At 67.2% G+C, this 22,809-nt stretch carries 21 protein-coding genes; 7 read left to right on the forward strand and 14 right to left on the reverse strand.

Annotated features, from left to right (window positions below; genetic code table 11):
* Window positions 1-87 precede the first annotated feature (87 nt).
* Window positions 88-1,326: a DUF3500 domain-containing protein gene (locus RIL96_RS02305; protein WP_310547373.1), complete on the reverse strand. Its 1,239-nt coding sequence runs from the start codon at window positions 1,324-1,326 to the stop codon at window positions 88-90.
* A gap of 150 nt (window positions 1,327-1,476) precedes the next feature.
* Between RIL96_RS02305 and RIL96_RS02310 the strand changes: the two genes are divergently transcribed.
* The 3 genes from RIL96_RS02310 (at window position 1,477) to RIL96_RS02320 (ending at window position 4,783) form a co-directional block, all read left to right on the forward strand.
* Window positions 1,477-2,208: a response regulator transcription factor gene (locus RIL96_RS02310; protein WP_310547374.1), complete on the forward strand. Its 732-nt coding sequence runs from the start codon at window positions 1,477-1,479 to the stop codon at window positions 2,206-2,208.
* Window positions 2,205-3,656, forward strand: coding sequence for a sensor histidine kinase (locus RIL96_RS02315; protein WP_310547375.1), 1,452 nt, complete (start codon window positions 2,205-2,207; stop codon window positions 3,654-3,656). The genes RIL96_RS02310 and RIL96_RS02315 overlap by 4 nt, the downstream gene beginning before the upstream one ends.
* A gap of 422 nt (window positions 3,657-4,078) precedes the next feature.
* Window positions 4,079-4,783, forward strand: a complete 705-nt coding sequence (locus RIL96_RS02320) for a hypothetical protein (RefSeq protein ID WP_310547376.1) — start codon at window positions 4,079-4,081, stop codon at window positions 4,781-4,783.
* 73 nt (window positions 4,784-4,856) lie between these two features.
* Here RIL96_RS02320 and RIL96_RS02325 read toward each other — a convergent pair whose 3' ends face one another.
* The 4 genes from RIL96_RS02325 to RIL96_RS02340 all read right to left on the reverse strand — a co-directional run bounded on the left by RIL96_RS02325 (window position 4,857) and on the right by RIL96_RS02340 (window position 9,799).
* Window positions 4,857-6,410 carry a 2-oxo acid dehydrogenase subunit E2 gene (locus RIL96_RS02325; RefSeq protein ID WP_310547377.1) on the reverse strand — a complete coding sequence of 518 codons (1,554 nt, stop codon included), beginning with the start codon at window positions 6,408-6,410 and terminating at the stop codon, window positions 4,857-4,859.
* 47 nt (window positions 6,411-6,457) lie between these two features.
* A complete protein-coding gene (locus RIL96_RS02330) occupies window positions 6,458-7,429 on the reverse strand; it encodes an alpha-ketoacid dehydrogenase subunit beta (protein ID WP_310547442.1) in 972 nt (323 codons plus the stop codon).
* Window positions 7,430-7,509: 80 nt separating this feature from the next.
* The gene (locus tag RIL96_RS02335; protein WP_310547378.1) at window positions 7,510-8,616 is read right to left on the reverse strand and encodes a thiamine pyrophosphate-dependent enzyme; all 1,107 of its coding nucleotides are present in this window, start codon (window positions 8,614-8,616) and stop codon (window positions 7,510-7,512) included.
* Between the two features lie 58 nt (window positions 8,617-8,674).
* Window positions 8,675-9,799 (reverse strand): histidinol-phosphate transaminase, encoded by a 1,125-nt coding sequence (locus RIL96_RS02340; RefSeq protein ID WP_310547379.1) that lies wholly within the window; start codon window positions 9,797-9,799, stop codon window positions 8,675-8,677.
* A 51-nt stretch (window positions 9,800-9,850) separates the two neighbouring features.
* Here RIL96_RS02340 and RIL96_RS02345 point away from each other — a divergent pair, with 51 nt between their 5' ends.
* Window positions 9,851-10,261: a phage holin family protein gene (locus RIL96_RS02345; protein WP_310547380.1), complete on the forward strand. Its 411-nt coding sequence runs from the start codon at window positions 9,851-9,853 to the stop codon at window positions 10,259-10,261.
* Here RIL96_RS02345 and RIL96_RS02350 read toward each other — a convergent pair.
* Together RIL96_RS02350 and RIL96_RS02355 are read right to left on the reverse strand one after the other, a co-directional pair.
* Window positions 10,230-11,978, reverse strand: coding sequence for a hypothetical protein (locus RIL96_RS02350; RefSeq protein WP_310547381.1), 1,749 nt, complete (start codon window positions 11,976-11,978; stop codon window positions 10,230-10,232). The two genes, RIL96_RS02345 and RIL96_RS02350, sit on opposite strands and share 32 nt — an antisense overlap.
* Window positions 11,979-12,045: 67 nt before the next feature.
* Window positions 12,046-12,474 carry a hypothetical protein gene (locus tag RIL96_RS02355; protein ID WP_310547382.1) on the reverse strand — a complete coding sequence of 143 codons (429 nt, stop codon included), beginning with the start codon at window positions 12,472-12,474 and terminating at the stop codon, window positions 12,046-12,048.
* A 296-nt stretch (window positions 12,475-12,770) separates the two neighbouring features.
* Between RIL96_RS02355 and purB the strand changes: the two genes are divergently transcribed.
* Entirely contained in the window at window positions 12,771-14,222 is a 1,452-nt protein-coding gene (gene purB, locus RIL96_RS02360) for an adenylosuccinate lyase (protein WP_310547443.1), read from the forward strand.
* 35 nt (window positions 14,223-14,257) lie between these two features.
* Here the strand turns inward: purB and RIL96_RS02365 are convergent, their stop codons facing one another.
* Window positions 14,258-15,568, reverse strand: coding sequence for an NAD(P)/FAD-dependent oxidoreductase (locus tag RIL96_RS02365; protein ID WP_310547383.1), 1,311 nt, complete (start codon window positions 15,566-15,568; stop codon window positions 14,258-14,260).
* Window positions 15,565-15,906 carry a bifunctional 3-phenylpropionate/cinnamic acid dioxygenase ferredoxin subunit gene (locus RIL96_RS02370; RefSeq protein WP_310547384.1) on the reverse strand — a complete coding sequence of 114 codons (342 nt, stop codon included), beginning with the start codon at window positions 15,904-15,906 and terminating at the stop codon, window positions 15,565-15,567. The genes RIL96_RS02365 and RIL96_RS02370 overlap by 4 nt, the downstream gene beginning before the upstream one ends.
* A gap of 159 nt (window positions 15,907-16,065) precedes the next feature.
* Here RIL96_RS02370 and RIL96_RS02375 point away from each other — a divergent pair, with 159 nt between their 5' ends.
* Together RIL96_RS02375 and RIL96_RS02380 are read left to right on the forward strand one after the other, a co-directional pair.
* Window positions 16,066-16,311, forward strand: a complete 246-nt coding sequence (locus RIL96_RS02375) for a helix-turn-helix transcriptional regulator (protein WP_310547385.1) — start codon at window positions 16,066-16,068, stop codon at window positions 16,309-16,311.
* 21 nt (window positions 16,312-16,332) lie between these two features.
* Window positions 16,333-16,875: a hypothetical protein gene (locus RIL96_RS02380; RefSeq protein ID WP_310547386.1), complete on the forward strand. Its 543-nt coding sequence runs from the start codon at window positions 16,333-16,335 to the stop codon at window positions 16,873-16,875.
* A gap of 11 nt (window positions 16,876-16,886) precedes the next feature.
* On the opposite strand, the gene RIL96_RS02385 is transcribed toward RIL96_RS02380, so the two are convergent.
* The 5 genes from RIL96_RS02385 to RIL96_RS02405 all read right to left on the reverse strand — a co-directional run bounded on the left by RIL96_RS02385 (window position 16,887) and on the right by RIL96_RS02405 (window position 22,768).
* Complete coding sequence (locus RIL96_RS02385; RefSeq protein WP_310547387.1) at window positions 16,887-18,098, reverse strand: pyridoxal phosphate-dependent aminotransferase; 1,212 nt, start codon at window positions 18,096-18,098, stop codon at window positions 16,887-16,889.
* Window positions 18,099-18,140: 42 nt separating this feature from the next.
* Window positions 18,141-19,220, reverse strand: coding sequence for an alpha/beta hydrolase (locus tag RIL96_RS02390; protein WP_310547388.1), 1,080 nt, complete (start codon window positions 19,218-19,220; stop codon window positions 18,141-18,143).
* A 74-nt stretch (window positions 19,221-19,294) separates the two neighbouring features.
* Window positions 19,295-20,572 (reverse strand): radical SAM protein, encoded by a 1,278-nt coding sequence (gene rlmN, locus RIL96_RS02395; RefSeq protein ID WP_310547389.1) that lies wholly within the window; start codon window positions 20,570-20,572, stop codon window positions 19,295-19,297.
* A 119-nt stretch (window positions 20,573-20,691) separates the two neighbouring features.
* Window positions 20,692-21,729: a siderophore-interacting protein gene (locus RIL96_RS02400; protein ID WP_310547390.1), complete on the reverse strand. Its 1,038-nt coding sequence runs from the start codon at window positions 21,727-21,729 to the stop codon at window positions 20,692-20,694.
* Window positions 21,730-21,754: 25 nt separating this feature from the next.
* Window positions 21,755-22,768, reverse strand: a complete 1,014-nt coding sequence (locus RIL96_RS02405; protein ID WP_310547391.1) for an ABC transporter substrate-binding protein — start codon at window positions 22,766-22,768, stop codon at window positions 21,755-21,757.
* Between the last annotated feature and the right edge of the window lie 41 nt (window positions 22,769-22,809).

Genomic DNA, 22,809 nt, shown 5'->3' on the forward strand with positions numbered 1-22,809 from the left:
GAAGACACCAGTCCACATGGCAGAGCCGCCCTCCTCGGACAAGGGCGGCTCTGCCATGTGGGCCTGCCGTATCGTCTGGCGCAGGCTTCAGCTGTCAGAATCCGAGGACGGCATGCCACCATCACTGCCGGGCCCGCCGCTCATGCCGCTGGCCTCCTGCTGAGTGACGCTGCCCGCGTAGTCATTGGTCGGGTCACGGTAGATGCTGTGAACATGGCCCCAACCTGAGGTCGACACACCCTCGACGTCGGCACCGGCGGAGTTCTGCTGCGCCTGGGAGGCCACGTAGACGTTGGGACCAGAGATGGAGAAGGAGATGCCGTCCCCGGTGCTCATGTCATAGCTCGTCTCCCCAGACCACGCGATGACGGTCTCGTCGAGAGTGGCCTCGATCTCGGCTCGCGCATCGGCGCTGGTCTCCTCATCAGCCATGCCCGCCCAGTTCATGACGAGGTCCAGCAACAGCTGCTTCTGTTCGTCGTCGAGGTCTGCACCGGTCAGGCCGGAACCGGTGGCGAAGTCACAGGTGTCACCGGGTGAGCACATGCTGACGTCCCCAGAGGTCAGCGTGGCCTGCTGCTCCTCGGTGAGGCTGTCGAAGAAGGTGAAAGCGTCCGTGTAGATCGCGTCGAACGGCTGCACCTCATTGCCCTCAGAATCGGTGTACACGGCCGGCTGCACGCCGAGGTGGGTCGGGGCGAAGGTGATGGCCTCTTCAGAGGGGTCAAGCGTGGCGTTGACACCTAGGTGATGACCGCCGAACTGCACCTCATAGGCGCTCTCAGCGGTGGGATCGCCGAAGAAAGCAATGTAGTACTGACCCAGCGACGTCTCAGTGGAGCTGGAGTTCTCCAGCAGGTACTCGTCACCGCCCATGATCCCCGTGATGGTGTCATAGCTTTCCTCGCTCATCAGGGCTTCGAGCACCTCCATGGCTGCGGCGCGCTGCTCATCGGTGAGGTCGTTCAGGTTGAGACCGGCACGCTCGACGAACGTGACGGGGAAGTTCGTCCACGAGGTCGTCTTCGTCTCATCCTCATAGTCGTAGAGCACGGCCTCGCGCTGCTCGGCGGACAGGGTCGCGAGGAACGCCTCAGCTGCTTCCGAGGTCGACGAGATGGTCTCGCTCGTCGAGGACGCAGTCGAACTGTCAGTCGAGGCCTCAGAAGAGGAGCTGGATGAGGTCTCAGAGACCGACGTCGAGGAGCTGCTCGCACCGGTGGCCGAGCTATCGGCTCCGGCCGCGCAGCCGGTCAGCAGCAGTCCGGAAATGAGCAGGGAGGCAGCAGCTTGAAGTGTCCGCTTCTTCATCGTCGTGGCCGACATGACATGTTCTCCTTCGTGAGGTTGTCTGTGACCTCCATAAAAGCGGCGCAACATTGACGAACGATAAGAAAGCCACAAGGGCCGTACAAGAGTCGCCCCCAGCATCGGCTTCGTCGGCTCACCAGGGACCAGATAGGTGAGAATAGCGATATGGGCAATCATGCGGACCCGCGCTCTTTCACTCGTCTCGACGGTTCACCTGTACGCGCAGTGGTGGTCGATGACGAGCGGAATCTCACCGAACTGCTGGCGATGGCGCTGGGGAACGAGGGCTGGCGCGTCGAGACGGCAGCCAACGGACAGGAGGCGTTGAACACGATCCGCGAGTTCAGCCCCGACGTCGTGGTGCTCGATGTCATGATGCCCGGCACCGATGGACTGGAGGTGCTGCGACGGCTGCGCGCGGCAGGCAACGATGTGCCGGTGCTGTTCCTCACCGCGAAGGACAGCGTCGACGACCGCATCGACGCCATCACCGCCGGCGGGGACGACTACGTCACCAAGCCTTTCCACCTTCGCGAAGTCGTCGCCCGGGTGCGCGGCATGGCTCGCCGCTATATCGGCGCCACCAGCGACGACGGCCCCCTCGTCGTGGGCGATCTGACCCTCGATGAACGTACCTATGAGGTCCAACGCGCCGGTGTGCCGGTCCGGCTCACTGCGAAGGAATTCGAACTGCTGCGCTATCTCATGCAGAATCAGCGGCAGGTACTGACCCGGGCGCAGATCCTCGAGAACGTGTGGAGCTACGACTTCGGCGGAAAATCGGGCGTCGTGGAGATCTACATCTCCTACCTGCGCAAGAAGATCGACTCCCTGGGACCGGCCCTGATCCACACTGTGCGCAGCGTGGGCTACACCATCCGGCAGGCCGAGGCATGACACGGCGCAGCAGCTGGCGTCGCTGGTCTCTGCGCCGGCGGCTCATCACCGGCACCATCGCCATGGTGCTCATCACGCTCCTGCTGGCGGGAACGGCGACTGTGCTCTCACTGCGCGCATCACTCTACGAACGCCTGGACGAGGACGTGCTCACCGGCCTGGACGTGGCACGGGGTCCGGTGGATTCCGCTCCCGACGCCGGCGTCCCGGAGGGCCCAGGGCCGCGGCAGCGGATCGACACCCTCGAAGTCGTCTTCACCGCCGAGGGGACGGCAACCAGTTCTGCCCATGTGGACAGCGACGGTGACGTCACCACACTGACTCCCCTGCAGCTGGAGAGGATCTCCACGGGCCTCGATGAGGAGCGCACGCCGAGCACCGTCGACCTCGGCGGCGCCCTTGGGACGTTCCGCATAGCCTCGGAGACGACCGAGGACGGGTTCATCGTCGTCGCCGGCCAGTCGATGCGTGACGTGACCACCACCATCACCGCACTGACGGTGATCCTCGCCATCGTCGTCGCTGCCGGGCTGCTCACGGTCACCATCGGGATCACCTGGCTGGTGCGGGTGACGCTTCGACCCCTGAACCTGGTTGCCGACACCGCCGAGCGTGTCGCCCAGCGCCCACTCGGGGCAGGGGCCGTGACTCTGACGGAACGAGCAGGACTCGATGAGGACCCCGGCACCGAGGTCGGGCGCGTCGGAGCCGCACTGGATACGCTATTGGGCCACGTCGAAGACGCGCTGGCCTCTCGGCAGGAGAGCGAGGACCGGCTCCGCGCCTTCATCGCCGATGCCAGCCATGAGCTGCGCACGCCGCTGGCCTCGATCCGTGGTTACGCCCAGCTCGCCCAGGACGACGCACGCGGAACCACCGCCCCTCAGACCCGTTCCTTGGACCGGATCGAATCGGAGGCGGAGCGGATGGGCGCACTCGTGGAGGACCTGCTCCTTCTGGCGAGGCTCGACGCCGGGCACGCGCTGCACCACGAACCAGTCGACATCGCCCTACTCGCCATCGAAACCGCCGAGGACGCGCATGCCGCGTACCCGGACCATGAATGGCCCGTCGAGGTCGGCACATCCCTCGAGGTGTCCGGTGACGGCTCTCGGCTCCGCCAGGTGCTGGTCAACCTGCTCGGCAACGCCGGCAAGCACACCCCCGCCGGTACGCGGGTGACCACGGCGGTGACCCATGACGCCGGCAATGCGGTGATCACTGTCACCGACGACGGACCCGGCATCGACCCAGATCTGCGGCAGAGGCTCTTCGACCGTTTCGCACGCGGCGACTCCGCGCGCAACCGTGCCTCCGGCAGCACCGGCCTCGGCCTGTCGATCGTGGCGGCGATCGTGCAGGCCCACCACGGCACCGTCGACGTCGCGAGCGACTCCGGCGGCTCGACGTTCACCGTCAGACTGCCCCTCGCGGACCAGTGCATCTGATGACTCCGCGGGCCGCTGTGTGAACGTCTATGACGTCCCCGGAGGAACAGTTGACAGGGGCAGATGCGGATCTGCAAGATGGAGAACGGACGGCGGTTCAAATTTTGGAGAGCCCTCCGGCAACGCCCCCTCGCTGGAGAGGCTCCCTCCGTCCACTGCGGTCCAGGGAACCCGTTCCCCCCGGACCGCCGCCCCTGCGGGACGGGTCATAAGCGCCGAGTATGCATCACCCCCCTGATGCCATCGGCGAAGTCCCGCAGTGCGGGCGGAAGGCGCACCCGTTCATCGCCTTCCGCCCGCACCCTCCACCTTCTTCACGGCGTATGCATCGCATAGATGCCGCCACTCTGCGAACACCCGGACCCGGACCGACTGCGCCGTGCCATGCCTCAGCTCAGCGGACTCTGCCATACTCTGGGGCTATGTGCCCTGCACCGCCCCCTGCCTCATCGCTCGGCCCGGTCCGCCGCCTCAGCCGGCTCACCGCCGCCCTGCTGTGCGCAGGACTCGTCCTCACCGGCTGCGGAAACACCGCTGAGGACGACGGCGACTCCGGGGACGGTGAGGGAGACCCCTTACCGGAGCCCGACTACGACTCGGACGACTCCGTCCAACTGCCGGTGGGGCTCATCACCCCGGCGGGGCACGCGCTGAACACACCGCTCGAAGACGGGCATATGGAGATCCTCGACGACTCCGAGAACGTTCAGATGATCGAGACCGCGCGTTCAGAGGAGTTCGGCTGTGAGGACACCGTCAGCGTCATCACCACAGTGCCGGTGGTCACCGATGACGTGACCGCAGCCTCCCTGGGCTTCCTGCTCTCAGACGCACAGGACGTCCACGGCGAACCGGAGTTCATCAACGAGCTCACCGGATTCGAAGACCTGCAGCTCGAGTCAGCCTCCGTGGAGGACGACGTCGTCACCGTGGAGCTCAGCGGCGAGGCCGTTCCGGCCGATGTGTGCCAGGCCGAGCGCATCTACGCCCAAGTGGAGGCGACCGCGCGGGCCGCCTCCGGAGCCTCCGAGGCCCAGCTGCTGCTGGAGGACGAACCGCTGGCTGAGGCGCTGGGCATCGAGGAGCCGGACCCGCTGCGACTCAGCCAGATCAGTTCCCGGGACTGAGCCGCGGACGCTGGCCTGCGCCGGGTCGGTTCAGCCCTGCGCCAGCCCAGCTCTGCGTCAGTCCAGCTCTGCGTCAGTCCAGCAGCAGACCGGGCTGTTCCAGCACACGGGCGATGTCACTGACAAAGTGCCCGGCGTGTTCGCCGTCGATCAGCCGGTGGTCGAAGGATCCGCCGACGGTCATCACGTCCCGCGGCACGATCTGCTCGTCCACCACCCACGGCTTCCGGCGCACCGCTCCGACAGCGATGATCGCCGCCTGCCCGGGCGGCAGGATGGGGGTGCCGCCGTCGAGTCCGAGCGGGCCCAGGTTCGTGATCGAGACCGTCCCGCCCTGCATCTGCGCCGGAGAGGTCTTCCCCGCCCGCGCCGTCGCCGTGAGCTCAGTGATCGCCGCCGCCAGGCCACGGGTGTCATAGGCTTGGGCGTCCTGGATCACCGGAACCACCAGTCCACGGGGCGTGGCCGCGGCGATGCCGAGGTTCACATAGTTCTTCATCACATAGGAGTCCCCCTGCCACGTCGCGTTGACCTGGGGGTTCCGTCGAGCCGCCCAGATGATCGCCTTGGCGACGAAGAGCAGCGGAGACACGCTGAGCCCCTCATAGCGGGAGTCATCCCGCAGCACGGCGCGCAGTTCCATGGTCCGGGTGATATCAGTGTCCCGGAACACCGAGACGTGCGGAATCTCTTGGGCGGACTGCGTGACATTCAGCGCGGTGTGCTTGCGCACCCCCTTGACCGGGATCTCCTCCTCCCGGGGGCCCTCACGCAGCAGGACGCCGGCGGTGAAGCCCCGTGCGTCAGGACCGCCCACCGGGCCTGCCGCACCGGGGGCACCCGGGGCACCGGAGCCGGCGTCGTGGTCCTGGGCGAGCCGCTCGACGTCGGCCCGGCTGATCGGTCCGGGCACCGCCGCGGCCAACTCACCCAGGGCGACCCCCAACCGACGAGCCAGCGCACGCACCGGGGGCGTGGTCCTGGCCAGGATGTCGACCATGCCCCGGCTCTGCGCTTGGTCGTCCCGGACAGCATCGCGCCGGCCCTGGCCGGCACCACCGGGGGCATCCACCAGGTCCAGGGCAGCCGGGCGGGTCCGCGGACGGCGCTTCGCGGCATCAGCCTTGGGACCGGAGCCGACGAGGGCCTTATCTCCCCCGGAGCCGTCATCGGCAGATGATTCCGGGGCCTGTGCCGACGTGGTTGTCGACGTGTTTGTCGATGTGGTCGCCGACTCAGGTGACGGGGCGGGTGCCGCGGACGGCTCAGCCGATGATCCGCTACCCGCGCTCTGTGTCTGCTGGGCTTTCTGCGCCTCCGGGGCTTTCTGCACCTCCGGGGCTGGAGCGGACTCTGAGCCGCCCCCGGAGGCGGGCCCGGAGTCCGAACCGGCCTCCGCAATGCGGATCAGCGGGCTGCCGACCTCCAGCGTCTCGCCTTCCTCGGCGAGGAGCTCGCGCACCTCACCGGCGAACGGGATGGGCAGTTCCACCAGGGACTTCGCCGTCTCGATCTCGACGACGACGTCGTTGACCTCGACGACGTCACCGACGCTCACCTTCCATGAGGTGATCTCCGCCTCAGTGAGCCCTTCCCCGACGTCGGGGAGATTGAATGTGCCGACCATGCTCTGTGCCTCCTGTCGATGGTCAGTGCTGCAGTGTGCGTGGGCGCTCAGCGGTCATAGCTGAAGCTGCGCTCCACGGCTTCGAGCATGCGGTCGATATCGGGCAGGTAGCGGTGCTCCTCCTGCGAGGGCGGGTAGGGCATGTGGAAACCCCCGACGCGCAGCACCGGCGCGAGCAGCCGGTGGTAGGCACGCTCGGAGACCCGGGCCGCGATCTCACCGCCGAAGCCGCCGAAGGTCGGCGCCTCGTGGGCGACGATCAGCCGACCGGTCTTCGCCGCAGAGCGGGCGATGGTCTCATCGTCCAGGGGGCTGATCGAACGGATGTCGATGACCTCGACGCTGCGCCCGTCCTCTGCGGCGGCGGTGGCCGCTGCCAAGGCGGTGGGCACCAGCGGACCATAGGCGGCGATCGTGGCGTCACTGCCCTCACGCAGCACCTGAGCGGTGAACGCATCCGGGGCCGGATGCTGAAAGTCGACCTCGCCTTTGAGCCAGTACCGGCGCTTCGGCTCCAGCACGAACACCGGATCCTGACAGGCGATGGCCTGCCGGGTCATCCAGTAGGCGTCATGAGCGTTCGACGGGGTGACCAGCCGCAGCCCGGCAGTGTGCGCGAAGAGCGCCTCCGGGGACTCGGAGTGATGCTCGATGGAGCCGATCGAGCCGCCATAGGGCAGCCGCACTGTGACCGGCATCGTGACCCGGCCGTCAGTGCGGTTGTGGATCTTCGCCAGCTGGGTGGTGATCTGGTTGAACGCCGGGAAGACGAAGCCGTCGAACTGGATCTCCGCGATGGGCCGGTAGCCGCGCATCGCCATCCCGATCGAGGTGCCGATGATCCCCGACTCCGCCAGCGGGGAGTCGATGACCCGTTCCGCGCCGAACTGAGCCTGCAGCCCGTCGGTGACACGGAAGACACCGCCCAGGGCGCCGATGTCCTCACCGATGAGCAGGGTGCGCTCATCGGTGGCCAGTGTGTCCCGCAGCGCAGCGGTGATGGCCTTGGCCAGCGGCATCTGCGTAGGCTCACGGTCCTCGGGACGCTCGGCGAGCGCCCCCTTGGTATTCCGGCGGGACGCCGGGGTGGTCTCAGTGCTCATCGGCTCTCCCCCTCGGCGTTGGATGTCTCCTCGGCGAAACCGGCCTCGAAGTCCTTCAGCCAGGCCTTCTCCGTCTCGATCTGGCGGTGCGGTTCGGCGTAGACCGTATCGAAGCTGCGCTCCAGGGCGACCGGGTCCATGGACATCGCGGCCTGACGAAGGTCTGCGGCGAGGTCTTTGGCCTCAGTCTCCACTTCGGCGTACCAGGCGGAGTCTGCGTGGCCTTCAGCCTCCAGCCAGGTGGCGTAGCGGGCGATGGGGTCCTTCGCCTTCCAGGACTCGACTTCTTCGGCCGTGCGGTACTTCGTCGGATCATCGGCGGTGGTGTGGGCGCCCATGCGGTAGGTGACCGCCTCGATGATCTGCGGAGTGCCCTGACGTACCTGCCCAGCGTGATGGGCGGTGACCGCATAGCTGGCCAGCACGTCGTTGCCGTCGACCCGCACACCGTCGAAGCCGTATCCGGCGGCGCGCTGGGCCAGCGGGTGCTTGGACTGAGTGGCCACGGGCACCGAGATCGCCCAGTGGTTGTTCTGGATGAAATAGAGCAGCGGCAGCCCGTAGGAGCTGGCGAAGACCATCGATTCGTGGACATCACCCTGGCTGGAGGCTCCGTCGCCGAGGCAGGCGACGACGAGCTCATCTCCGGCCTGCCCGGCGGCCTGGTCCCGCTGCAGCCCCATCGCCCACCCGGCGGCGTGCAGCGTCTGCGCACCGAGCACCACGGAGTAGACGTTGAAGGCGTGTTCGAGGGGGTCCCAGCCGGAGTGACCGGCGGCGCGGAACTGGCGGACCAGCTTCTCGGGCGTGATGCCGCGGGCCAGCGCCATCAGGTGTTCCCGGTAGGTCGGGAAGATCATGTCGTCATCGCGCAGTGCGGCGACGACCCCGGCCTGTCCGGCCTCTTGGCCCAGGCAGGGGACCCAGAGTTCGAGCTGTCCCTGCCGCTGCAGGGAGGTCGCCTCATTGTCGAGGCGGCGGGCGGCCACCATGGACCGGTACATCTCACGCAGGACGTCGTCACCGAGGGCACGGATGTAAGGGGTGTATACCTCATCCTCGGCGAACGTTCCGTCCGGCGCGAGCAGCTGGATGGGCTGCACGAGCGGGCTCCTCTCCGGTGGGACCTTGTGGGTCCACCGATTCATTCTCCCAGCGGGATCAGCCGCGGAGACTGTAGGACCGGCACAACTCGATCAGCCGGTCATTGGCCTCGGTCTCGCCGATGCTCACCCGTACGCCTTCGCCGTCGAAGGCCCGCACGGAGAGCGCGAGAACCCCCGCCTGGTGCGCGAAATCGGTGGAATGCTCCCCCAACGGCAGCCAGACGAAGTTCCCTTCGGCGGCCGGGACATCCCAACCAGCCTCGAGCAGCGCCTCACGGACTCTTTGTCGTTCGTATACAAGATTCTGCACTGTGATCTGGATCTCGTCCAGATGGCCCAGGGAAGCGACTGCCGCCGCCTCGGCTGCGGCGGAGACGGAGAAGGGCGGCGCGGCGGCCCGCATCGGCCCGATGATCTCCTGCTGAGAGATCACATATCCGACCCGCAGCGAGGCCAGCGCATGGGCTTTGGAGAAGGTCCGCAGCACCGCCACATTAGGGTGGTGGCGGTAGAGCGCCAGGGCATCCACCGCGCCCTCTGCACGGATGAATTCGATATAGGCCTCATCGATCACGACGACGATGTCACGCGGCACCCGGGCGAGGAAGTCGCTGACCTCTTGATGACTGAGCGCCGGGCCGGTCGGGTTATTGGGGGTGCACAACAGGATCACGGTGGTGCGGTCGGTGATGGCGGCGAGCATGGCCTCGAGATCGTGACGACCTTCGGAATCGACAAGAACCTGGACATCCTGGGCCCCGGCGGTGCGCACCACGATGGGATAGGCCTCGAAGGACCGCCACGGGTAGATGACCTCATCGACGGTGCCGTCCGGCCCGGTGCCGGCGAAGCAGCTGATCAGTTGGGTCAGGGCACCGAGGCTGCCGGTGCCGGTGACGATGTCCTCCGCCGGGACGTCGAAGACCTCCGCGAGCGTAGTGCGCAGGGTCTGTGCGGTGGGGTCCGGGTAGCGGCCGAGTGCGTCGACGCTGCGGTAGGCCTGCCGTGCTGCATCGACCGGGCCGTAGGGGTTCTCGTTGGAGGAGAGCTTATAGGGGGTGAGCCCGTCGGCGGGCTGCGGAGGTCGCCCGGCGGCGTACTGCGGCAGCGCCGCAATGGCCGGGCGGGGCGTCACCGTGGCACCGATGGGGCGGGTCAGGCCAGGCTCCTGATCGGTCATGGACGGGATCCTCTCAGTGTTCTCTCATCTCGCCGGTGAGATGATGGCTCTGTGAGAATCCTACTTGCGACTGTTCTGAACGCCCTGGCCCTCGGCGCGGCCGCGTGGCTGATCCCCGGCATCGGGATGACCGGTGCCGACACGTCAGGGGGAGTTGTGCTGGCGTACCTCTTCGTCGGCGCGGTCTTCGGGGTGGTCAATGCGGTGATCAAACCCCTCCTCTCCTTTGTGGCGATGCCCATCACCTGCCTGACGCTGGGCCTGTTCGCGGTGGTGATCAACGCCGCGATGCTGATGCTCACCGCCTGGCTGACCGACCTGTTCTCCGGGCTGTTCGGGGTGGAGTTCTTCGTCCACAGCTTCTTCTGGGATGCCGTGCTCGGCGCGCTCATCGTGGCCCTGGTCTCCGCAGTGCTGGGCAGGTTCCTGGTCACCGCCTCAGCTGCTCCTCGGACTCGCTGAGCAGCTGCTCTGGCTCCTCCCACGGCGCCGACGGGACCACGGGCATATGCGCTCCGGAGCCTGACCCCGGAGGGACCACAGGGATCTCCGTGGCATCTGACGGTGCCGGCGTCACCGGCAGAGGCACCGAACCCCCATCCGGGATCGGTGCGTGCCCGGTTCCGGGGATCGGTGCGGGCTCAGCGCCGGGGACTGGGGGCACGCTGAACCGCTGACTCTCGATGAGGGTCTCGGCGATCTCATCGGCGGATTCCTCGGCCAGCTCCATACCGCGCTCCACACCGGATTCGACACTGTCGCTGAGATCACGCGCCTGCTGCTCCAGCGCCTCGATCGCGTCCGGATTCAGGTCGTGGCGCCAGGAACCGGTGAAGGTGCGGGTCTCCACCTCTCCGTCATTGGCCTGGGCGAAGGCGTCCAGAGTAGCGCGATGCTCCTCGTCCAAGGCATCGTTGTCCGGATGTTCCAGCGAGCGGATCGCCTCAAGATTGTGCTGGAACGGGTGGTTGTCCCCGAAGACGGTGAACCCATGACGCTCATCAGGGGTGCGGTTGTACTCCACCGTGGTGCGCTCTGAGCTGACCCTCCCCCGTTCGGCCGTCAGCCGCGGCACCGGGTCGTTCCTGTCCTGGAAATGGGTCACCGGGACACCGAACGGCAGGGTGCGCTGGCTGTGCGGGGCTCCGAGGGTCATCACCCCGCCCAGCTCATAGCGTTGGTTGAACGCCTCATTCGCGGCGAGGTCAGCGGCCTGCTTCCCGCCGAGGCTGTAGCCGGAGACGAAGACCTCCTCCCCTTCGTTGGCCCCGGCAGCATCCAGAGCCGCCATCACCGCCTGGGAATGGACGGTGGAGTCCTCCCCCATCGCATCCCAGCCGGCGAGGACGCCGCGCCCGTCGGCCAGGTTCTCCGCCGAGAACTCGCTCGGATCGAGATCGAGCCCGTGCAGGTGGACCATGTGGCGGACCGATCCGTCATCATCGGTCACCGTGGAGACGACGATGTCCCCTCCGGCCTCGCCCACGGTCTCCAAGTAGCCGGTGGCAGTGCCGTCACCGCGATGGACGCCGGCGTCGACCGGATCACCGACGTCCATGGCCACCACCTCTGACCAGATCTGACCCGGCTGACGCAGATCCGGTCCGTGGGTCTGCAGCAATGACCATCCCATCAGCACCTGACCGCCCCGACCGAACCCGGCCGCCCCGCGGGTGCCGATGAGCGTGAAGAGCCGGAACGCACTCGGCAAGGCGCCGTAGGCCTGGTCGACGAACTCCAAGGAGTCACGGGCGCCGGGAAACTGCGAAAGGTGGAAGAAGAAGGCTCCCAGCCGCACCGCTCCCTCGAACAACCCCAGCACCGCCTCCTCACCGGCGCGATAGCCCTCATAGACCTGACGTGTCGTCGTGGCGAAGACCCGGTTCGCTAGCTGGGAGGAGGCCATCCTGGAATGCAGTCCGGCAAAGGTGGTGCCGGCGCTGAGGATCCGCGGATGCAGCGTCGGCACCCCGGCAGTGAGGTGCTCGATGCCCGCTGCGGCGAACATCTGGCGCTGTTCGTTGGAGAGCTCAGTGGCGACGGCGACCTCCTCGGCCGTCCCGGCCAAGGAATCCAGTCCGACCTGGAACCAGTTGCCGCCACCTTTGACCTGAGTGGGGAACTCCTCGAAATCATCGGCACCGGGAGTCTGCGATGCGCTGGACGTCAGCTCAGTCATGGGTGGGCTCCTGAAGAGGGGATGGTGGTTGACAGGGCAGTACGGCAAGTGCCGGAGGAGCGGCTTTCTAACGCAGCAGGGCGGGGAGAGTCGAGAGACCGCCGTCGGTGAGGAACCGGACGAACGAGGCCGGATCCTCCAGTGAGGCCCGCGCACGATCCACCAGGGCGTTGTGCGGAAGGTCCTCGGCGGAGAGCCCGTCCAAAGCGGCGCTGAGCATGCGTGCGGTGGCCGCCCATTGGCGCATATCCGCTGCGGCGGCGAGCAGGTCATCCGCCACCGACTCCGCATCGTGACGGTTCAGCAGCACTTCGGCAGTGAGGAGGTCGACGTAGCCACGAAAGGCGAAGGCCGCCGGTGATTCCCATGTCACCTCTCGAGCGGCATGGAGCTGGCTGATGATGCCGCCGCTGTGGCCTGCCGCCTGACGCAGAGCCGCCGCCGTACGCTCCGCATTATCCGCACTGGACTCCAGGTTCGCGGCGACGTAGCTCATAGTCTTGACCTCCTGAGGCAGATGGCGGCTCACCGGGGCCGCGGATGCCGGGTGCTCGATACTGGCCCTCGATGGTGCAGGTAGCGACGGCGCAGGTGATGACGGCACGAGCGTAGGCGCCTGGATCCGCCCATGGCTCCTGGACGATCTGAGCTGTGGACAACCGGGCGTGGCGTCGGCGTGCACCAGCGGCTGTGGAGGAACCCGCAGCGCGGCAGCAGCGGGAAATCTCCGCGCACGCTCATGACAGAATCGAACTCATGGCCGCATCTCATACCTCTTTCGACGCCGCACCCATGCCCTCCGCCGAGACGTCCGCACCTGCCGTGTCCTCAGAGCAGCTGCGCGTCCGGCTGGCCGACGTCGAGCCGCAGATCGCGCTCGGTGCACTGGACGGCCGGTACCGCAGGGACGCCGCACCCCTGGTGGACCATCTCTCCGAGGCCGCGCTGAACCGCAATCGTGTCCACGTGGAGATCGAGTGGTTCATCCACCTCTGCGTTGAACAGGTCCTGGACGGGCTGCCGCCGCTGTCCGCCGAGCAGATCGACGAGCTGCGGGGCATCGTCTCCGAATTCGGGGCAGAGGAGATCGCTGAACTGGCGGAGATCGAGGCCGAGACCGTCCACGACGTCAAAGCCGTGGAGTACTTCATCGCCCGCCGTCTCCAGGGGCTGGGATTGGGCGAGCTGACGCCGCTGGTGCATTTCGCCTGCACCTCCGAGGACATCAATAACCTCAGCTATGCCGTGGGTATCCGCGACGCCGTCGAACAGGTCTGGCTGCCGGCCGCCCGGACGGCTCTCGACGGGCTCTCCGCCTTGGCGGAGGCCGCTGCCGAGGTGCCGATGCTCTCGCGGACGCACGGCCAGCCGGCCACGCCGAGCACTCTGGGCAAAGAGATCGCGGTGTTCGTGCACCGGCTGTCTCGGCAGATGCGCCGCATCGAGGCCCAGGAGTATCTGGGGAAGATCAACGGCGCCACCGGCACCTACGCGGCCCACCTGGCCGCGGCACCGACTGCGGACTGGCCGGGCATCGCCGAGCGGTTCGTGCAGAGGCTGGGCTTGACGTTCAATCCGCTGACCACGCAGATCGAATCCCATGACTGGCAGGCGGAGCTCTACGCGGACATCGCGCGGTTCAACCGGATCCTCCACGGGCTCTGTGTGGATATCTGGAGCTATATCTCCATCGGATTCTTCCGGCAGATCCCCGTCGCCGGGGCCACCGGATCCTCGACGATGCCGCATAAGGTCAACCCGATCCGCTTCGAGAACGCCGAGGCGAACCTGGAGGTCTCCAATGCGCTGCTCGACGTGCTGGCCTCCACTCTGGTGGAGTCCCGCTGGCAGCGTGACCTCACCGATTCCTCCGGTCAGCGCAATATCGGCACCGCCCTGGGCCACTCGATATTGGCGCTGAACAACGTGACCAAGGGACTGCGGCAGTTGGATGTGGCCGAAGACGTGATCGCTGCGGACCTCGATGCGAACTGGGAGGTGCTGGGTGAGGCGATCCAGACGGTGATGCGCGCCGAGGCGATCGCCGGCACTCCGGGGATGGACAGTCCCTATGAAAGGCTCAAGGAACTGACCCGGGGCCGGCGAGTGGATCAGCAGAAGCTGCGCGAATTCGTCGATGGGCTCGGCCTCTCCGAGCAGGCCTCATCCCGGCTGCGTGAGCTGACGCCGGCGAAATACACGGGACTCGCCGCGCAGCTGGCAGGTGAGCATGCCCGCCGCTGAGGGTCTCAGCCGCTGCATGGTTCCGTCCGCTGTGCTCAGCGGCGGCGCATCAGCTGTTTGAACGGCACCTCCGGGTCGGCGAGGTCCGCAGGGTCCACCACCGTTCCACGGGCGATGAGCCGACGGGCCACCCGGACCGCTTGGGAGGCATCGATCGCCGCGCAGCCGATCACACGCGAGTCCTCGTCGAGCCGGAAGGAGACACCCGGTTCACCGTCCAACATCCGGGTGACCGTCTGCCCGGGGGCGGTCATCGATCCGACGGCTTCGACGTGGACGCCGTAGCGGTCGGACCAGAACCAGGGTGCCTCCACCGGTTCCGGGCCGGAGGATGGTCCGGCCTCGGCCAGCAGCGCCGCACCGGCCGCACCGCCGGAGAGCACAGCGTGCTCCCAGTGTTCGGCGCGGGGCTGCAGCACCGCGTCAGAGGTCCGAACGCGAGCGGCGTCACCGACGGCGTACACCGCCGGGTGTGCCGTGCGGAAGGCCTCATCGACGACGATACCGCCGTCGACCTCCAGCCCGGCCTCCTGAGCGAGGGGGGTCTGCGGGATCATACCGGTCCCGATCAGGGCGGCATCGGCGTCAAGCTCGGAGCCGTCGTCGAGCAGAATACGCAGCCAGGCCCGGGCGGCGTCAGGGCTGTGCTCGGCGCTGGACACGGCGCCGTCTTCCCCAGCTGCTGCGGATGTCCCACGGAGCTGAAACTCGGCGACGGCGGCGGTACGCACCTGCACCCCATGCTCGGCATGCAGGCCGTGGAGCCTACGCGCCAAGGCCTCCCCGACGGCGGCGGCGAGTGGCGGATCCACCGGATCGATGAGGATCACCTCCGTGCCTAGTTCCCGGGCGGTGGAGGCGGTTTCTGCGCCGATGAGCCCGGCGCCGATGACAGCCAGACGATGCCCGGTGCACAGGTGCTCCCGCAGCCGGTCCGCGTCCTGCACCGTGCGTAAAGTCATGGCCGTTCCGGCTTCAGCGGCTTGCGCCAGTCCCGGAATCAGCGGCAGCGCTGCTGTTCCTCCGGTCGCCAGCACCAGACGATCAGCACGCCGCGTACCGCCGGAGCCCAGAATGACCTCCCCGGTGTCAGCAGTGATGGACGTGACCCGATCGACGAGCAGCTCCACCTCGTTCTCGGCGAACCACTCGCGCGGTTCGAAGGCGATACCCTCACGTCCCGTACTCCCCGCCAGGTATTCCTTGCTCAGCGGCGGACGATCATAGGGCACGCCCCCGGGATCGATCAGGGTGACCGCCCCCTCGAAGAATCCACGCCTGAGCCGCTGCACCACAGCGAAACCCGCAGGTCCACCGCCGATGACGATGATGCTCTCGATGCTCATGCCTCGGCCGGGACTCCGGGGCGCAGGTAGATCTCGCCGTCGCGGACCTCGACCTGATGCGTCCGAGTGTCCACTGTGGCCGGCAGGCTCAGCGCCCGGCCGTCACGCAGGCAGAAGGCTGCGGCATGCTTCGGGCACTCCACCGTGTCCTCCTCGATGAGGCCTTCGGAGAGTGAGGCGGCACCGTGGGTGCATTCGTCGTCGAGGGCGTAGAAGGCGCCGTCCTCGGCGTGGAACACCGAGATGGCTACCTCGGCTCCAGTGACCTCCGGGGTCAGCAGCAGCGCCTCCCCTTCCTCGATATCTTCGACGCGGGCGACGCGGATCGGCTCGCTCATCATCTGCTCCCTACTTTCAGTGGCACCTCAGGACTGCTGTCCGGCAGGCCCGGGACATCTTCTGCCTCCATACTCTCAGCACTGCCGTCCCAGCACATTCACCGCCCTTCTATGTCAACTACTCTTGACAATTCATGTCAAGAGTAGTTGACTTCTTGCATGGCTGATGTCGACACTGTTCCCACTGCACATCCCATCCGGGATCTGCGGCGATCACTGCGGCTGACCCAGGCTCAGCTCGCCTCCGCCGTGGGCGTGAGTCGGCAGACCATCGTCGCCGTGGAGCAGGGTGACTATGCCCCTTCCGTCTTCCTTGCACTGCGTCTCGCACGGGAGCTGGGGGCCACTGTCGAGTCTCTCTTCGGCCATCAGCTGGAGAGCTCAGAGCATCGATCAGGCACGTGAGAACACTGAAAGAGGCACACGATGACCAGGAAGACACTCCTTGATCGCGGGGCCGAACGGATAGCCGACGTCGACGGAGCATCAGCCGGGGACGAGCGCGAGCGCGCGGTCTACGGTGAGGCCGGAGCATTCGCCGCCACACTAACGATGCACGTCTGTGTGCTCGGGGCATTCGTCTCTGCGCTGGCCGGGTCCATCGTGTTGCCGCTGACGCTGATCCTCATCGCGATGCTGCCCTCCTATGGGATCTTCTGGTACTGCAAGCGCCGTGGTGTTGACACCTTCGAGCTGCTCTCCCGGAATACCAGGCATCGTCTGGGGTCGGCGATCTACGTTGGTGCGATCCTCGGTTTGGCCTGCCTGGCTATGGGCTACACCGTGGCGCAGGGTCAGGGACTGCTGCCGTTGACGGTGAAGTTCACATTCGTCACCGACGGACTGCAGGAAGTGGCAGGACTCGGCATGGCAGTGGGCGGGGCCATCGGCGCGGTGCTCGGAGTCCTCGCTGTGGCATGGGTTCTGCGGGGTTACCGGCGTCGCGCCGAGCAGGACGAGGACTGGTGAGGTCTCACTGGTCAGGAGGTCAACGCACGGGCCCTCTGATGGAAGGACAGAATCCGCTCCAGACCCTCAGCCACCTGCGCCGGTCCTGGCGCCAGAGAGAGCCGGACCCACTCGTGGCCGTCCACGGGATCGAAATCCGTCCCGGGCACCATCGCGACGCCGGCCTCCTCCAGCAGCGCCCGGCAATAGGCACTGGCATCGCCGAACTGCTGAAGATGCTCTCCGATACGCGCGTAGACGTAGAACGCACCATCGGCAGGGGCCGCATCAGACCAGCCCAGCTGCTCCAAAGCATCCAGGACCCTCGTCCGGGCACGCGCATACTCGGCGACCTGAGACTGGGCGAAGTCCAACGCGCTAGCAGAGAATGCCTCCACGGCGGCCAACTGAGAACCGTGCGGCGCGCACAAAGCCAGGTTCCCACCGAGTCGGGCAACCGGGCCGATGAGATCCTCCGGCAGCACAGCCCAGCCCAGGCGCCAACCGGGCATCCCCCAATACTTGGAGAACGAGGAGACGACGACGGCATCGTCGCTGTGCTGCAGAGCGCTGACCGAAACGGTGCCGTCGGTGATGCCGTGGTAGATCTCATCGCTGATCAGCCGCACTGCATGGGTACGGCACCAGCGGGTCAGCGCCGCCATCTGGTCCTCGGGGATCATCGTGCCGGTCGGGTTGGCCGGCGAGGCGAGGATGAGCCCGTCGAGCGGACCGGTTTCCGCCACCGTGCGCTGAAGCAGCTCCACTGTGGGCTGGAAGCGCACGTCAGGGCCACAGGGAAGATCCACCACCTCGACACCCAGGCTGGTGAGGATGTTCCGATACGCCGGGTAGCCGGGGCGGGCGAGAGCGACACGGTCACCGGCGTCGAAGGCCGCCAGGAAGGTGAGCATGAACGCTCCGGAGGAGCCGGTGGTCACCGCGACCCGGTCAGCGGAAACGTCGACGCCATACCAGCGTTGTGCGTGTGCGGCGATGGCCTCGCGCAGGGGCCGAATACCCAGACCGGGGCTGTAGTTGAGCACGGTCTGCTCCGCATGGATGCGCGCGGCGGCGTCGTTGACCGCCGGTGGTGCTCCGGAGCCCGGCTCACCGGCGGTGAGCGAGACGATGTCCCGGCCCTGTGCGCGCAGCTCTTCGATGCGCGCGAGCACATCCATCACCTGGAAGCCGGGAATCTCCGAGCGGCGGGAGGGGCGGAGGCTGCGCGTCGTCGAACTCATGGCCCCACCCTACGTGGCCCACGAGTCAGTGAGCCTCTCCGGTCATCCGGAGACACCCTCAAGGAGGGAATCTGCCACGGCGTGGACCTTGTCCACGATGACCTCCCCCAATGCGCCGGCATTGACGAAGGCATGGATGAAGCCCTCGTGGAGGGTCACCTGGGTAGGTACGGCAGCAGCACGGAGACGGTCCGCGTACTCCAGGCCCTCATCACGCAGCACATCGAATCCGGCGACGACCACATGGTGCGGGCACAGACCCGTGAGGTCTTCGGTGAGGATCGGCGAGACTCGCGGGTCCTGGGCCAGCCGCGCCGCCTCCTCGGCGTCAGCGCTCAAGTACCGCTCCCGGTACCAGTCCATCTGCACCTCAGAGAGGAAATACCCCTCCCCGAAGAGCTCATAGGAGGGCCGCTTCACCGACAGGTCCGTCACCGGGAAGATCGGACAGGCGAAGACAGGGCCACCGGCCGAGTCCCGGGCGCACTGCTGGGCCACGACGCAGGTCAGATTGCCCCCGGCCGACTCCCCCGCCACCGCGATCCGCCCGGGTGCGGCGTGGAGCAGCTCCGGGTGATCACGCAGGTGACGGAAGACGGCGACGGCATCATCGGCCGCCGCCGGGAAAGGATGCTCCGGTGCTAAGCGGTAGTCCACGGAGACCACTTCGAGCCCCGTCCGCCGGGCGATGAGCCGGCACACAGAGTCAGCACTGAGCAGACCGCCCAGCACCCAGCCGCCGCCGTGGAAGTAGAGCACGGTGCCGGGAGCTGGCGTTGTACCCTGCGGGCCGTCGCGGCGATACCGGCGCACCGGCACACGATGATCGCCGACGTCGAGCAGCAGGTCCTCCACGAGAGCCAGTTTCGGAAAGACTCCGAACGCCCAGGCCTCCTGGTCCAGCTCGTCGCGGCTCTCGTCCAGGGGTTTCGTCTCGAAGGTGTCGCCGGTGGCGTTGAGCACGGCGAGCACCAGTTGCACATCAGGGTCCAGCCGCTGCCCGTCGACCTCCACCGGCGTTCCCACCAGGCGACGGCGCAGCCGGGCCGGCACACGGCCCAGACCACGGGCGCCGAGGCGCATCGCACGGGACATCACTGTGGGGCGCATGATCGGGCTCATGGCCACACCTTAGCGCCACCGTGGTCCGCGTGCGCCTCTGCCCCACCGCATGAGGACGGGGTGATCGGGCAGAGTCAGTCCTCGGCGGCGGCCAGCTGTCCGCAGGCACCGTCGATCTCTTTGCCTCGGGTGTCGCGCAGCGTCGTGGGCACCCCTTTGGCTTCCAGGCGACGCAGGAACTCCGCCATCACCTCGGGCTCCGAAGATGTCCAGATGGAGCCGGGGGTCGGGTTCAGCGGGATCGGGTTCACGTGGACCCAGCCGCGGCCGCGGGCGTTGAGCTTCTCCGCCAGCAGGTCAGCTCGCCATGGGTGATCGTTCATGTCTTTGATGAGCGCATACTCGATCGATACCCGTCGCCCAGTCTTGACGAAGTACTCGTAGGCGGCGTCAATGGCCTCGTCGGCCTTCCACCGCGAGTTCACCGGGATGAGCTCATCGCGCAGCTCGTCGTCCGGAGCGTGCAGGCTCAGTGCGAAGGTCAGCGGGAGGTCCTCTGCGGCAAGCTTACGGATCGCGGGCACCAGCCCGACGGTGGACACGGTGATCCCCCGGGCACTCATCCCCAGCCCCTCGGGTGCCGGGTCCACCATCCGACGGATCGCGTTCATCACCCGCTTATAGTTGGCCAGCGGCTCTCCCATGCCCATGAACACGATGTTCGAGACCCGCTGCGGGCCCGATGCTGAGGCAGCGGCCGGCGGTGAGGCGGCCTCGTCGGCCTCCTCTCCCAGGCCCGCGTGGTCCTTCTCCTCCGCGATCTCTTCCGCTGAGGGGGCGTCCAGTTCCCCGGCGGCGATGACGCGGTTGGCCCGCACGATCTGATCGACGATCTCCGCAGTGGACATATTGCGGGTGAGCCCGTTCTGCCCGGTGGCGCAGAAGGGACAGTTCATCCCGCAGCCGCACTGGGAGGAGATGCACAGGGTGATGCGGTTGCGGTAGCGCATGAGCACCGACTCGACGAGCGCGCCGTCGAAGAGCCGCCACAGGAACTTGATCGTGGCGCCGTCGTCAGTGCGCAGTCGGCGGACCTCAGTGAGCAGCGGCGGCAGCAGCTCGGCGACCATCTCCTCCCGCGAATCGGCCGGCAGGTCCGTCATCTCGGCCGGGTCCGAGGTGTAGTGGGAGAAGTAGTGCACCGAGAGCTGCTTGGCGCGGAATCCCTGGTGACCCAGTTCCTTGACCCACTCCACCCGCTCATCCAGGCTCAGGTCAGCCAGGTGCTTCGGCGGCTGAGACACCCGGCGGGACTGGGCGAATTGCAGCTTCGGGCGGCCCTCGGCGTCGAGTGCCTGTTTCCACCCTTCGGCCTGGGGCTGGACCTGGGGGCGGCTCTGCGATGTCGACATGCCCCCTAGTCTCCCACGCGCCCCCTGCCCCTGCATCGAGTCCCCTCTTTCAGTCACAGTCTCGGCCGTTTCAGGCTCGACACGCGGCAGGAATCGGGGACTCGATGCGGGTGATGAGCTCAGGCACCGGGGCGGCCGTGACGCCAGTACCCCATGAAGGACACCCGCTTGCGGCTGATGCCGAGCTCCTTGACCAGGTGACGCCGCAGCGCCGTGATCGCACCGGCCTCACCAGCCAGCCAGGCGTAGTACCCCGCGCCCTCCCCCGACGTGCTCGGCGGGGACTGGGACTCGGCCACCTCCCACAGCACGGTCTGACCCTCGTGCTCAGGGAGCTCCGGCAGCTCCTGCCCCGGCTCAGCTGCCACGGTGGCACCAGAGCCGGCAGCTCCAGATTCAGCAGCACCGGCACCCGCCGGGCCATGAACACGCCGCCGTCCCCAGTCACGGACCGCCGGGTCCAGCTGTGCGCCCCAGGTGCCGCCGTCCCGGGACAGCCAACGGATCTGCACTGCCGACTCGGTACGCACCTCCAGGACATCACCGGCAGTCGGCACCTCGAAGAACGCCTCCCCGGTGTATTCCGAGCCCAATGACTCGAGCACCGCAGCCGCGGCAGGGACCGCCGTCTCATCGGCAACGATCAGCAGCTCCCGGGCAGAGCCGGGAGACCACTCCACCCCGCGGCCGGGGACGGCGACCACCGAATCAGCCACAGTGCAGCCGTCAGCGTCCACCTCAGCGCCAGCCTCCCGTTCCGGGCCGATGATCAGGAGCCGGTCACCGGGCACCGCACCGGTGGCCCAGCTCGACGCCGGCCCGTCGGCCCCGCCGTGCTCGGCTCCGTGGAGCACGAAGTCCACGTCGATCTGCCCCAGCGCAGCGCGGATATGCCGGACCGTGTACGTCCGGATCGGGTTGCGCAGCTCATCGGGCAGCTCACGCCAACGGGTGTACCAGGCCATCATCTCCGGTGCAGGCTCATCGAAGAGCCCCACATCGGTGAAGCTGCCGTCCTCCAACGGGAAGATCAGTTTGATCCGCTGGTCCAAGCCGGTCGGGTCGAAGCGACGCAGCGAATCGCCGACAAACGTGAACCGCACAAAATGCGGACTCAGCCGCCGGACCCGGGACACACGGACGTCGAAGGCCCTCATCGATTCTCACGGCCTTTCAAGCAGTTCACTCCTGTCCATTGTCCACGGCCTCCTGCAGGCGGTCCGGCAGCTCATCGAGGACCACTTCGATGGACAGCGGGCTGCCCGCGGAGAAGGCCTGGACGAGGTCTTCCTCCGGGTCCAGCAGCACGGCACGGTCCTCAGAGACCACATCCAGCGAGCTGAGCAGATCGTCGTCCTCCAGGTCCTCCAGCGTATAACCGATCGGGAAGAGCACAGCGACCTCGGCGTCGAAGACATCCACCTGCTCCTGGGAGACGTCGGCGTAGAAGTCATCCTCCGGCGCGAGATCGGCGGCCGGGCCGTACATGGTGAATCCGAGGTCCTCCATGAGGTCCCAGCGCAGGTCACCGGAGGCCGAGAGTCCGTAGGCCTCCCCGAACTTGGACCCGGTGACGGCCTCCACGCCCTCGAAGTCCGAGTGCTCGCTGGCCACCTCCTCGATACGGTCCTGCGTCTCAGCGACCAATTCCTCACCGGCCTCCGCCTCACCGAGAGCCTGGGCGATCAGCTCGGTCTGGTTCTCCCAGCCCGGATTGAAGTTCTCCGCGCCCTCAGGTCCGGCGACGGTCGGGGCGATCTCGGAGAGCCGCTCGTAGGTGGCCTCGTCGTAGTCGGAGTTGACGTTGAGGATGAGGTCCGGGTTCAACGCCTGGATCTCCTCGTAGTCGATCTCACCGTCAGCGCGTTCGATGACAGTGGGCTCGCCTTCGACCAGATCCGCCGCCCACGGGCCGACCCCGTGGTTCTCCTCGCCGAAGCCCAGCCAGTCCATCACGGCGATGGGCTCGTGGCCCAGGGCCAGGGCGACCTCGGCATCGGACCAGCCGAGGGCGACGATGTCGAGCTCGCCGTCCTCAGCAGCGGGGATCTCCGTGGTCCCCAGGTTGTGTTCGACGGTGACAGCTTCTGACGATTCCTCGGAGCTGTCCTCATCGTCGCCGCCTCCACCGCAGGCACTCAGCCCGAGGGCCAGAGCGGTGAGGGAGGCAGTCAGGGCGATAGGGGTCTTGCGCATCAGGGGTTCTCCTTGTGAATAGGGGTGAAGTGATGGATAGA

The organism is Nesterenkonia aerolata (genome assembly GCF_031470965.1).
In the GTDB taxonomy this organism is placed as follows: domain Bacteria; phylum Actinomycetota; class Actinomycetes; order Actinomycetales; family Micrococcaceae; genus Nesterenkonia; species Nesterenkonia aerolata.